The organism is Scandinavium sp., assembly GCF_036271055.1.
Lineage (GTDB): Bacteria > Pseudomonadota > Gammaproteobacteria > Enterobacterales > Enterobacteriaceae > Scandinavium.
Window position 1 is genome coordinate 116,433 of the sequence record NZ_DATBBJ010000070.1, and the last position, 12,134, is coordinate 128,566.

Below are 12,134 nucleotides of genomic sequence, written 5' to 3' on the forward strand. Positions count from 1 at the left end.
TTCAACGCGCCATTTGGCGTAGGGTGAGCACACTTTTTTTGTGTGATTACCGTCGCCTTTCACGGTTTATAAGTCACTGGCAGTTAACCTATTCCTGGGGGATAAATGAGCGCGGGAAGCCCAAAATTCACCGTTAGTCGCGTGGCGGCTTTATCACTGGTTTCACTTTGGTTAGCAGGATGCACAACGTCTAATAATGCGCCTGCTCCGGTCAGTTCTGTGGGCGGGATGTCGTCCAGTACCGATTCCGGCATGTTAATTACACCGCCGCCAAAAATGGGCACCACCACTCAGACGGCACCACAACCGCAGCCGGTACAAACCGCGCCGGCTCAGCCGCAGATCCAATCCGCTCAGCCACAGATCCAGTCAGCGCAGCCCGTTGCGGCACAGCAGCCAGTGCAGATCGTTGATGGACACGCTGTCTATAACCGTAAATACGGCGACATTCCAAAGGGCAGCTACACCGGGGGGAATACCTACACTGTGAAGCGTGGCGACACCCTTTATTATATTGCCTGGGTCACCGGCAACGATTTCCGTGACCTGGCGCAGCGGAATAATGTCCCGGCACCTTACGGTCTGAACGTGGGGCAGGTTATCCAGGTCGGGAATGCTTCAGGGCAGCCAATCACCGGAAATAACGCGGTAGCACAGGCCAGCGAACAGGCCAGCACTACCCCTTCCGGATTAGTCTCAAAACCTGCACAAAATTCCTCCGCAGTGGTTGCGTCTCAACCAACAATTACGTATTCTGAGGATTCAGGTGAACAAAGTGCTAACAAAATGTTGCCTAACAATAAGCCTGCGACTCCGGTCACAGCGCCTGTTACGGCACCTGTTGCAAGCACTGCCCAACCGACTGCAAGCAGTACGTCTACCAGTTCGCCAATCTCTTCCTGGCGCTGGCCGACTGACGGCAAAATCATCGAAAACTTTAGTGGCGGCGATGGCGGCAACAAAGGTATCGATATTGCAGGCAGTAAAGGACAGGCAATCGTCGCGACTGCAGATGGACGCGTCGTCTATGCCGGTAACGCACTGCGCGGTTACGGTAATCTTATTATCATCAAACACAACGATGATTACCTGAGCGCCTACGCCCATAACGATACAATGCTGGTCCGGGAACAACAAGAAGTGAAGGCGGGGCAGAAGATAGCTACCATGGGTAGCACCGGAACCAGTTCAACACGCTTGCATTTTGAAATTCGTTACAAGGGGAAATCCGTCAACCCGCTGCAGTATTTGCCGCAGCGATAATTTGGCGAAACAACCGTGAGGTGTGTTTCGTCCAGGGATCACGGGTAGGAGTCACCTTATGAGTCAGAATACGCTGAAAGTTCATGATTTAAATGAAGATGCGGAATTTGATGAGAACGGAACAGAGTCTTTCGATGAGAAAGTCTTAGTAGAAGAGGAACCCAGTGAGAGCGACTTAGCAGAGGAAGAGCTGTTATCACAGGGTGCCACACAGCGTGTGCTGGATGCGACTCAGCTTTATCTTGGGGAAATTGGTTATTCCCCACTGTTAACTGCCGAGGAAGAAGTGTATTTCGCACGACGCGCGCTGCGTGGTGACGTTGCCTCTCGCCGCCGGATGATTGAAAGTAACCTTCGTCTGGTGGTGAAAATTGCTCGCCGTTATAGCAATCGTGGTCTGGCTTTGCTGGACCTGATTGAAGAGGGCAATCTGGGGCTGATTCGCGCGGTCGAGAAATTCGACCCGGAGCGCGGATTCCGTTTCTCGACCTATGCAACCTGGTGGATTCGTCAGACCATTGAACGGGCAATCATGAACCAAACCCGTACTATTCGTCTGCCAATCCATATCGTCAAAGAGCTTAACGTTTATCTGCGTACCGCGCGTGAGCTATCCCATAAACTGGATCACGAACCGAGCGCAGAAGAGATTGCTGAGCAGTTAGACAAACCGGTTGATGACGTAAGCCGTATGCTGCGTCTCAACGAGCGCATTACCTCGGTCGACACCCCGCTGGGTGGCGATTCCGAAAAAGCGCTGCTGGACATCCTGGCCGATGAAAAAGATAACGGCCCGGAAGACACCACGCAGGACGATGACATGAAACAAAGCATCGTCAAATGGCTGTTCGAACTGAACGCCAAACAGCGTGAAGTGCTGGCACGTCGTTTCGGTTTACTGGGGTATGAAGCGGCAACGCTGGAAGATGTCGGTCGTGAAATTGGCCTGACTCGTGAACGCGTTCGTCAGATTCAGGTTGAAGGTCTGCGTCGTCTGCGTGAAATTTTGCAGGGGCAAGGGCTCAATATCGAAGCGCTGTTCCGCGAATAAAACCGTTTTCATCCAGAAAGGCTCGTCATCGCGACGGGCCTTTTTCTTTTCTGGCTGGGGATATTATGCCTGAGCGGTCTCATGCAGATGGCGCCAGGTGATTTTCTCTCCCTGCCTTTTCAATATTACTGTTGAGAAGCGAAGTGTTTCGGCCTGTTCTGGTAGGCTCTGTTTTTCGCTATAGCGTAGTGCCGCTCCCTCTTGCCACTCGGCGAGCAATTCGATTTTTTCCACCGCAATTTTTAGCCCCGCACGTGCCCCTTGCTGAGCGTGAAAGAAACCGCAAAGTGCCGCAAAATCGAGACTGGCTCCGTTCGGTGTCACCATCGTAAAATCGCGATCAAAGCGAGAGAACAATGCATCGGCATTGCCTTCTCCCCGGGAAAGCCAGTTTTCAATGGCAATGTGCGCATCAATGATTTCAGTAACATAAGGGTTCATTGTTGTTCCTTTTAGAGAGGGAAGGTGTTCTGGCAGCCTGTAGTGATTTTTTTAGAGGGCAGGATTAATCACCCATCATTTTGTCGATCAGCTGTGAAAACTGTTTACGCTCTTCTTTAGTCAGACGGCCTAAAAACGCTTCATCCACGCGATTACCCACTGGCATTGCCGTTGCCAATAGCGCTTCACCTTCTTCGGTCAAATAAACAAACCGGCGGCGTTTATCCGCAGGATCAAGTTCACGCCTCAAAAGAGCTCGCTGTTCCATACGGCTTAACATTTCAGCCAACGTCGCTTTGGTGCTGACAGCCACTTCGGTGAGCGCCACTTGTTCAATACCGGGGTTTTCGGCGACAGCGCGCATAACCGCATATTGCGGTTTGGTCAGCGCCGGTAATGCCTGCTGCCAACGGGCGGTATGTTGCTGAAAAAGCTGGCGTAGTAAGTGAAACGCCTCGTTTCGTAACTTCATGAATACTCTCGCTCAGGATCCGCTTTCTATCATAACGGTTAATGCTTCGTTTTTTAATGATCTCTCCTTTAGCTATCTGTGCGGAGGATCTTGTTGAGAACGTGTCAGGAGAGTATTTTAAAATAAAGTTCGTACACGAACAATTTATTGAGGTTCAGGAATGAAACTAGTGGTGGGAATGACAGGGGCAACGGGCGCTCCATTGGGTGTGGCACTGCTCCAGGCATTACGCGATATGCCTGACGTCGAGACGCATCTGGTGATGTCGAAATGGGCAAAAACCACCGTCGAATTAGAAACGCCTTTCAACGCTCGGGAAGTCGCTTCCCTGGCCGACTTCTGCCATAACCCCGCTGATCAAGCGGCGACTATTTCGTCAGGATCGTTTCATACCGACGGCATGATTGTGATCCCTTGCAGCATGAAAACGCTCGCAGGGATTCGAATGGGTTATGCCGAGGGGCTGGTGGGGCGCGCCGCTGATGTTGTACTGAAAGAAGGACGAAAGTTAGTACTGGTGCCGCGTGAAATGCCGCTCAGCACGATCCATCTGGAAAACATGCTCGCGCTTTCACGGATGGGCGTTGCCATGGTGCCGCCAATGCCCGCTTTTTATAACCATCCACAAACAGTGGATGACATCACGCAGCATATCGTGGCGCGTGTGTTGGATCAGTTCGGCCTAAAACATCCCCATGCGCGTCGTTGGCAAGGGATGAGTCAGGCACAGAATTTTTCACAGGAGAATGACTAATGGCATTTGATGATTTGCGCAGTTTTTTGGATGCGCTGGACGCCCAAGGGCAATTGCTTAAAATCAGTGAAGAGGTCAACGCCGAGCCCGATCTGGCCGCAGCCGCCAATGCAACAGGTCGTATCGGTGACGGAGCGCCCGCATTATGGTTCGATAACATCCGTGGATTTACCGACGCTCGCGTCGCCATGAACACAATTGGTTCCTGGCAAAACCACGCCATCTCGTTGGGGCTTCCACCCAATACTCCGGTCAAAAAACAGATCGATGAATTTATCCGCCGCTGGGAGCATTTTCCTATTGCCCCTGAGCGCCGCGCGAATCCTGCATGGGCCGAGAATACGGTCGATGGCGATGACATTAATCTGTTCGATATTTTGCCGTTGTTCCGCCTTAACGATGGCGATGGCGGATTCTATCTCGATAAAGCCTGCGTGGTTTCCCGCGATCCGCTCGATCCCGATCACTTCGGAAAGCAGAACGTAGGCATTTATCGTATGGAGGTGAAGGGCAAACGCAAGTTGGGTCTGCAACCGGTGCCAATGCACGATATCGCACTGCATCTGCACAAGGCTGAAGAGCGTGGCGAGGATTTACCTATAGCCATTACGCTCGGAAACGATCCGATCATCACTTTAATGGGCGCGACGCCGTTGAAGTACGATCAGTCGGAATACGAAATGGCGGGTGCTCTGCGTGAAAGCCCTTATCCCATTGCGACGGCACCACTGACTGGTTTTGATGTGCCGTGGGGCTCTGAGGTGATCATTGAAGGGGTTATCGAAGGGCGTAAGCGTGAAATAGAAGGGCCATTCGGAGAGTTCACGGGCCACTATTCCGGCGGGCGTAACATGACCGTTGTGCGCATCGACAAAGTTTCCTACCGCACGAAACCCATTTTTGAATCGCTCTATTTAGGGATGCCGTGGACTGAAATCGATTATCTGATGGGGCCGGCGACGTGTGTGCCGCTGTATCAGCAGCTAAAAGCGGAATTCCCGGAAGTGCAGGCGGTTAATGCCATGTACACCCACGGCCTGTTGGCTATTATCTCAACGAAAAAACGCTACGGTGGTTTTGCGCGCGCAGTAGGGTTGAGAGCAATGACAACGCCGCACGGGTTGGGCTACGTGAAAATGGTCATTATGGTGGATGAGGATGTCGATCCCTTTAACCTGCCGCAGGTGATGTGGGCGCTCTCTTCAAAAGTGAACCCTGCCGGGGACCTGGTGCAGCTGCCGAATATGTCGGTATTGGAACTGGATCCCGGCTCCAGTCCGGCAGGTATAACAGACAAGCTCATCATCGATGCCACCACGCCAGTTGCGCCGGATAATCGTGGTCACTACAGCCAGCCGGTCTGTGATTTACCTGAAACTCAAGCCTGGGCTGAAAAACTGACCGCCATGTTGGCTAACCGTCGTTAAGGAGTAGCAGATGATTTGTCCACGTTGTGCAGATGAAAATATTGAGGTGATGGCGACATCACCAGTCAAAGGCGTTTGGACCGTGCATCAGTGTCAGCACTGTCTGTATACCTGGCGTGATACTGAGCCATTGCGGCGTACAAGCCGTGAACACTATCCCGAAGCGTTTCGTATGACGCAGAAGGATATTGATGAGGCACCGATGGTGCCGAGCATTCCGCCATTATTGAGAGACGGGAAGCGTTAACAAAAAAAGCCGGAAAGCATAAAGCTTCCGGCTTTTTTTTGGCATCCATGACAGCTACTTACACCAGGCTTTTCAGGCGATAAATCCACTCCAGTGCCTGACGCGGGGTCAGAGAATCCGGATCAAGATTTTCCAGTGCTTCAACGGCTGGCGAGGTTTCTTCAGGTGTTGAAAGCAGCGACATCTGCGAGCCATCAACCTGCGTTGCCCCGGCACTTGGCGACAGGCTTTCCAGCTCGCGCAGTTTCTGGCGCGCGCGCTTAATCACCTCTTTCGGTACACCCGCAAGGGCAGCAACGGCGAGGCCATAGCTTTTGCTTGCCGCGCCGTCCTGCACGCTGTGCATGAAGGCGATAGTATCGCCATGCTCCAGCGCATCAAGATGGACGTTCGCCACGCCTTCCATTTTCTCCGGCAGTTGTGTCAGCTCGAAGTAATGGGTTGCGAACAGCGTCAGCGCTTTAATACGATTAGCAAGGCTTTCTGCGCAGGCCCATGCCAGCGAGAGTCCATCGTACGTGGACGTGCCACGACCAATTTCATCCATCAATACGAGGCTATTCTCGGTGGCGTTATGCAGAATGTTGGCGGTTTCCGTCATCTCGACCATAAAGGTTGAGCGACCGCTCGCCAAATCGTCTGCTGCGCCAACGCGAGTAAAGATCCTGTCGATCGGGCCAATCTCGACTTTCTGCGCCGGAACATAGCTGCCGATATACGCCAGAAGCGCAATCAGTGCAGTCTGGCGCATATAGGTACTTTTACCGCCCATATTCGGACCGGTGATAATCAGCATTCGCCGCTGAGGAGACATGTTCAGCGGGTTGGCGATAAACGGTTCGTTCAGCACTTGCTCAACCACCGGATGGCGACCTTCCACAATGCGAATTCCAGGCTTATCGCTAAACGTCGGGCAGCTATAGTTCAGGGTATAAGCTCGTTCTGCCAGATTCACCAATACGTCCAGTTCTGCCAGCGCCGCAGCACTTTGTTGCAGGTCAGCCAGATGTGGCAGGAGCATGTCGAACAGTTGGTCGTACAGCTGTTTTTCCAGCGCCAGCGCTTTACCTTTGGAGGTCAGAACTTTGTCTTCATACTCTTTCAGTTCCGGGATGATATAGCGCTCAGCATTTTTCAGCGTCTGGCGACGAACGTAGTGGATCGGGGCCATGTGACTTTGCCCACGACTGATCTGAATGTAGTAGCCATGTACGGCGTTGTAGCCGACTTTCAGCGTATCCAGGCCCAAACGCTCGCGCTCGCGAATTTCCAGCCGATCGAGATAGTCGGTTGCGCCATCTGCCAGCGCGCGCCATTCGTCGAGTTCTTCATGATAACCCGGTGCAATCACGCCGCCATCACGCACCAGAACGGGAGGCGTTTCGATAATTGAGCGTTCGAGCAGTTCGCGCAACTCGGTGAATTCGCCCATTGTTTCGCGCAGTTTTTGCACTGGCGCACTGTCCACACTCTTGAGCTGTTCACGTAAATCCGGCAGTTGCTGGAAGGCGTGACGCATTCTCGCTAAGTCACGTGGACGAGCGGTACGCAGCGCCAGACGGGCGAGAATACGTTCCAGATCGCCCACCTGACGCAGCACTGGCTGGAGTTCGTCACAACGATCCTGTAATGCGCCCAATGTTTGCTGGCGCTCCGTCAGCACCTGGGTATCTCTCACTGGCATATGCAGCCAGCGTTTGAGCATACGGCTGCCCATCGGCGTCACCGTGCGATCAAGCACCGCTGCCAGCGTGTTATCGACACCACCCGCCAGATTTTGGGTAATCTCCAGATTGCGACGCGTCGCCGCATCCATAATGATGCTGTCCTGCTGACGCTCCATGGTGATGGAACGAATATGCGGCAGAGAAGTTCGCTGTGTATCTTTGACGTATTGCAGCAAACAGCCCGCAGCGCACAGACCGCGCGGGGCATTTTCAACACCAAAACCGACTAAATCACGCGTACCAAACTGCATGTTTAACTGCTGGCGTGCAGTATCAATTTCGAATTCCCATAGCGGACGACGACGCAGGCCACGACGGCCTTCAATCAGCGCCATTTCGGCAAAGTCTTCCGCGTACAACAGTTCAGCCGGGTTGGTGCGTTGCAGTTCGGCGGCCATGGTTTCACGGTCAGCCGGCTCGCTCAGGCGAAAACGCCCGGAGCTGATATCCAGGGTAGCGAAGCCATAGCCTTTGCTGTCTTGCCAGATAGCGGCGAGCAGATTGTCCTGACGCTCCTGCAGCAAAGCTTCATCGCTGATGGTGCCGGGCGTCACAATGCGCACAACCTTGCGATCCACCGGCCCTTTGCTGGTGGCCGGATCACCAACCTGTTCGCAAATGGCTGCGGATTCACCGAGGTTTACCAACTTGGCGAGATAGTTTTCGACAGCATGATGAGGAACGCCCGCCATCGGAATCGGCTCACCCGCAGAAGCACCACGCTTGGTCAGCGAAATATCGAGCAACTGCGAGGCGCGTTTGGCATCGTCATAAAACAGCTCGTAAAAGTCGCCCATCCGGTAGAACAGCAGGATCTCCGGATGCTGTGCTTTCAGTTTCAGGTACTGCTGCATCATCGGCGTGTGAGCGTCGAAATTTTCAAGTGTGGTCATGGAGTTATGATGTCCATTTCGTTGAAAAACAATAATATTCAGGCGTTTTTCATGCGTATAAGTTGCGCCTATTGTCGCATGAACGACAATGTTCTCGCAGCAAAAACTACGCATCTCATCAGCCTTTAACTTCAACAAAAGTGACACTGCCCTGGTTTTAACGAATGACGTCGGCCCTTTCTTTCTGTGGCTGCAGAATCAGTTGCCCGTGCTGCACGGTTACCGAAACGCTCACCCCGGTCGGAAAACCGGCTTCTTCAAGCCAGTTGCCGCTGAGGACGAGACTTGGATGACGGCTGTAGTGCCGTGTACGCCCTGTTTTGGGATCCTGATGGCGTTTTCTGACGTAGCTAACTTTAATCTGACGTGCCGTTTTCTCGATATCCATAGCCATTGTGTTTTGTTGATCCATCTTCATCACTCCTTCTGTCTGCGGACTAGAATAAATGAGCTGGATAAAAACACAGTAATTATTGTGAGGGCGAAATGAATTTTGCGTAGTTGCTTCCAGAGAAAATGAAACAACACGGAGATTTCATCAAATACTGGATTGTTGCTCGGAAAATTGCTGCTGAGTCCGAATCAGATTCGCCAGCAGGATGGCAAGAGAAGCGATTGCCAGGCCCAGTAATAATGAGCACCACAACGTTCCCTTTATACCGACATGGCTATTGAGCCACGCCCAGAAAAAAGGCGATATGGCCGCGAGTAATTGGGCCGGGATGAGCAAAATTCCAGTGCGCTCAGCATAGTGTTCCAGACTGAAGAGTTGCAGCGGCAAGGTTGCTTTCACGACGGTCATTAATCCATTTACGGCCCCATAGCCGAGAATGAAGCCCGCGATTGCGCAGGCGAAATGTGTACCGGTTAACGCGAGCAGAAAACAGAGCGGAATCAGTGCAGATGTGATGATTGCCAGTTGGACAGGCGTCAGACGTGAGCCCGACAGCACATCCAGTAACCGTGATCCTGTCTGACCTATTCCCCATAACATGCCAACTGTTACGGGCAGTCCGCAGCTTGCAATCAGTTCAGGCATATGGGTTGACGTTCCGTTCGATACAAAGGTCATTAGCGCAATAAAGAGGGCATAAAGTGTGGCGGGTAAGGGATTTGCTGGTGTTTTTGCAGCGTGTTGAATTTTTTTCCGCATCAGTGATTTTTGGTTAGGCACCACCAGTAATAGACCTGCATTCATCAGGCCGGTACATGCATAAATGAGCACTACAGCGTGCCAGCTCAAGTGGGTCAGTAACCACGTGCCAAGAGGCCAAAATACAACGGAAGCCATACCCCCAAACAATGCAACCTTAGAAATCACCCGGCCAGAGGCTGGCCCGTAAAGGCCGACTAATACGGAGAATAACGTGTCGTACAGGGACAAGCGCATGCCGATACCAATAATGCTCCAGGCAACCAGCCAGGTGATTTTAGACGCCGGTAGCGCAAGAGTAATGCAGCCTGCGGTGATGAAAAGTGTACCGATAATGAGAACTTGCTGACCGCCAAAGAGGCTCAAAAATCTGGCAACAAAAGGGGAAACTGCCGCCATCATCAGCATCGCCAACGTTAAGCCGCCATAAATAAAGGTGGAAGACCATCCGGTCTGAGCCGCTACGGCGCTTGAAAAAGTGCCCGGCATATAAAAGGAGATCCCCCAGTTGATGAGTTGGCTCAAACCCGCACAGGCCGTTACCCTGCGGGTGGGGAGCAGATAATTGCTGGTCATTGTTTTCACTCAATGCTATTACAAAGGCTTCTAGCATATGCCTCACGTTGAGTCGCAGGCAGAGGCGCCCACTAATACGCCGTATGAGAAAAACTTTGAGATGACTCCTCTCAATCTGAGCCACCTTGCTACTTTCCGATTAGTTGTTGGACGCGGGAGTTTTTCCGCCGCCGCTGATGCGTTGGGCCTTTCGCAGCCGGCAGTGAGTCTGCAAATCAGGCAGCTTGAGCAATCAGTACGTGCAAGACTGGTCGAGAGAACCGGCCGCGGTGTGATGGCAACCGCAGCAGGATTGGTTTTACTCGCTCATAGCGATCGAATTTCACATGCCGTCGATGACGCCATGCGCGCGATAAGTGAGGTTTCGCAGGAAGTCAGTGGCCAGGTGCGGGTGGGAACGGGGGCGACGGCGTGCATTCATTTGTTGCCGCCAGTGCTGCACCATCTCCGCAAAACATATCCTTTGCTTCAGGTCGGTGTGATGACTGGCAATACGGTGGATATCGTGCGTGCGGTGGAAGAAAATCGACTCGATCTCGGCCTGGTGACGCTGCCGGTGAGCAGCCGTCAACTTGTGGTCAACCACTGTCGGGAAGAAGAGTTCGTGTTTATTTGTCGCGCAGGCGACGACATCATTGCCCCTTCTCCTGACCGTCTGTATTCATTACCGATGATTGCTTTTGAAGCGGGGAGCGGGACGCGAATACTTATCGACAATTGGTTTGCGGCCAGTGGCCTGACAGTGACGCCGATGATGGAATCTGGAAGTATTGAAGCGATCAAAAGGCTGGTGAAAAGCGGGCTGGGCGTGAGTATTGTGCCTCAAATGTCAGTCGCAGATGCCCAGGATAGCGAGGGATTAGCGGTTTATTCTTTAACACCCGTACTTCATCGACAGCTGGCGGTGGTCATGCGCCCAGATAAAATCTTGAGTAAAGGGATGGCTGAGATAATACGGCTGCTGTCCTGAGGAATGAAAAAATCCCTGTGATGTTCTGACATCACAGGGATTTTCTTTACGCGTCTGCGGTAACGCGGCGGGCTGTTTCATAATGGGCTTGCCAATAATTGTTGGCAAGACTTGAAACCGTTACCCCTTTGATTTTCGACGCATGAATAAACTCATTATTCCCGACGTAAACACCGACATGGCGGGTGGATCCTGACGTTTTGAAGAACACCAAATCGCCGGGCTTCAACTGATTCTGAGCAATATGATAACCATTATGAATTTGCTCGCTGGTGGTTCTTGGCAGATTCATGCTCATTGAGCCATGGAAGATAGCCTGCATCAGCGCAGAGCAGTCGATGCCACGGTGCGAGCTTCCGCCAAAGTGGTAACGCGTACCTTTCCATTGAGAATACTGTGCGAGAATTTTTGACTTAATATTTTCTGATTGCGGTTCAGAAAGTTGACGAGTCATGCTGTGATTTTTCAGCGTGGTAAAACTTGAAGGCATATTGAAGGCACAAGCGTGACCAGCAACAGCGGTGGTGACAAGCAGCACCATCGCAGGAATGATTTTTGATACATGCATAAAAGTAAAATTCTACAAAAAAGAGCGAATAAATCCTTACGAATAAATGACCGGACTCCTCCCGGAAGGTGTGAAAATAATATACATAGCTCATTTTTTGTCCAAGTCGTATTGGGTCTTATTTTGGACAGTGCCGAATTGCATGCGTGGAATCCCTGTGCTTTAAGGGGTATTATTTATGCAACTTATGAACAGGAGAGGCAAAATGGCGGGAAATCGTATTCGCAGAGAAAAGCTGACGATCCGTCGCATGATTGCGCTCTATGAGCGGCGCTGCCCGCAGGCAAGTGCAGAGATCGGTCGCTACGAGGGGTTGAACGCCTATGCCGAAAAACGACTCGATAAATGCGTGTTTGGTGAAGAAAAACCTGCGTGTAAACAGTGTCCAGTGCATTGCTATCAACCTGCTAAACGGGAAGAGATGAAGCAAATCATGCGCTGGGCCGGGCCACGTATGCTGTGGCGGCATCCGCTCCTGACTATCCTGCATTTGATTGATGACAGGCGCGCCGTTCCTGATTTGCCAGAGAAATACCGGCCAAAGAAATAAGGAACACGCCGCGGAATTCACGGCGTGATCTGCCCCTACGCG

General features: G+C 52.1%; 13 protein-coding genes. 7 read left to right on the forward strand and 6 right to left on the reverse strand.

Going from position 1 to position 12,134, the window contains the following annotated elements; all coding sequences use genetic code 11:
- The first annotated feature begins 105 nt into the window (after nucleotides 1-105).
- Both nlpD and rpoS read left to right on the forward strand, forming a co-directional pair.
- Nucleotides 106-1,263: a murein hydrolase activator NlpD gene (gene nlpD, locus VH187_RS12870; protein ID WP_414713940.1), complete on the forward strand. Its 1,158-nt coding sequence runs from the start codon at nucleotides 106-108 to the stop codon at nucleotides 1,261-1,263.
- 58 nt (nucleotides 1,264-1,321) lie between these two features.
- Nucleotides 1,322-2,314: an RNA polymerase sigma factor RpoS gene (gene rpoS / locus VH187_RS12875; protein WP_329701839.1), complete on the forward strand. Its 993-nt coding sequence runs from the start codon at nucleotides 1,322-1,324 to the stop codon at nucleotides 2,312-2,314.
- 63 nt (nucleotides 2,315-2,377) lie between these two features.
- On the opposite strand, the gene VH187_RS12880 is transcribed toward rpoS, so the two are convergent.
- On the reverse strand, nucleotides 2,378-2,755 hold the full coding sequence (locus VH187_RS12880; RefSeq protein ID WP_329701840.1) for a DUF4440 domain-containing protein: 378 nt from the start codon (nucleotides 2,753-2,755) through the stop codon (nucleotides 2,378-2,380).
- Nucleotides 2,756-2,819: 64 nt separating this feature from the next.
- Entirely contained in the window at nucleotides 2,820-3,227 is a 408-nt protein-coding gene (locus tag VH187_RS12885; RefSeq protein ID WP_329701841.1) for a MarR family winged helix-turn-helix transcriptional regulator, read from the reverse strand.
- A gap of 160 nt (nucleotides 3,228-3,387) precedes the next feature.
- On the opposite strand from VH187_RS12885, the gene VH187_RS12890 reads away from it, so the two are divergent.
- From VH187_RS12890 to VH187_RS12900, 3 genes are read left to right on the forward strand one after another with little or no spacing between them, the layout of a single operon-like run.
- Nucleotides 3,388-3,981, forward strand: coding sequence for a non-oxidative hydroxyarylic acid decarboxylases subunit B (locus VH187_RS12890; RefSeq protein ID WP_329701842.1), 594 nt, complete (start codon nucleotides 3,388-3,390; stop codon nucleotides 3,979-3,981).
- Nucleotides 3,981-5,408, forward strand: a complete 1,428-nt coding sequence (locus VH187_RS12895) for a non-oxidative hydroxyarylic acid decarboxylases subunit C (RefSeq protein ID WP_329701843.1) — start codon at nucleotides 3,981-3,983, stop codon at nucleotides 5,406-5,408. Before VH187_RS12890 ends, VH187_RS12895 begins: the two co-directional genes overlap by 1 nt.
- Nucleotides 5,409-5,418: 10 nt before the next feature.
- Nucleotides 5,419-5,655, forward strand: a complete 237-nt coding sequence (locus VH187_RS12900) for a non-oxidative hydroxyarylic acid decarboxylases subunit D (protein ID WP_329701844.1) — start codon at nucleotides 5,419-5,421, stop codon at nucleotides 5,653-5,655.
- A 58-nt stretch (nucleotides 5,656-5,713) separates the two neighbouring features.
- On the opposite strand, the gene mutS is transcribed toward VH187_RS12900, so the two are convergent.
- The 3 genes from mutS to VH187_RS12915 form a co-directional block, all read right to left on the reverse strand.
- Nucleotides 5,714-8,275 (reverse strand): DNA mismatch repair protein MutS, encoded by a 2,562-nt coding sequence (mutS, locus tag VH187_RS12905; protein WP_329701845.1) that lies wholly within the window; start codon nucleotides 8,273-8,275, stop codon nucleotides 5,714-5,716.
- Between the two features lie 157 nt (nucleotides 8,276-8,432).
- Nucleotides 8,433-8,687, reverse strand: a complete 255-nt coding sequence (locus VH187_RS12910; RefSeq protein WP_329701846.1) for a SymE family type I addiction module toxin — start codon at nucleotides 8,685-8,687, stop codon at nucleotides 8,433-8,435.
- Between the two features lie 126 nt (nucleotides 8,688-8,813).
- On the reverse strand, nucleotides 8,814-10,004 hold the full coding sequence (locus tag VH187_RS12915; RefSeq protein WP_329701847.1) for an MFS transporter: 1,191 nt from the start codon (nucleotides 10,002-10,004) through the stop codon (nucleotides 8,814-8,816).
- A 100-nt stretch (nucleotides 10,005-10,104) separates the two neighbouring features.
- On the opposite strand from VH187_RS12915, the gene VH187_RS12920 reads away from it, so the two are divergent.
- Nucleotides 10,105-10,974 (forward strand): LysR family transcriptional regulator, encoded by an 870-nt coding sequence (locus tag VH187_RS12920; protein WP_329701959.1) that lies wholly within the window; start codon nucleotides 10,105-10,107, stop codon nucleotides 10,972-10,974.
- 46 nt (nucleotides 10,975-11,020) lie between these two features.
- On the opposite strand, the gene VH187_RS12925 is transcribed toward VH187_RS12920, so the two are convergent.
- On the reverse strand, nucleotides 11,021-11,515 hold the full coding sequence (locus VH187_RS12925; RefSeq protein WP_329701848.1) for an NlpC/P60 family protein: 495 nt from the start codon (nucleotides 11,513-11,515) through the stop codon (nucleotides 11,021-11,023).
- A gap of 232 nt (nucleotides 11,516-11,747) precedes the next feature.
- On the opposite strand from VH187_RS12925, the gene VH187_RS12930 reads away from it, so the two are divergent.
- Nucleotides 11,748-12,092 (forward strand): nitrous oxide-stimulated promoter family protein, encoded by a 345-nt coding sequence (locus VH187_RS12930; protein ID WP_329701849.1) that lies wholly within the window; start codon nucleotides 11,748-11,750, stop codon nucleotides 12,090-12,092.
- The last annotated feature ends 42 nt before the right edge of the window (nucleotides 12,093-12,134 follow it).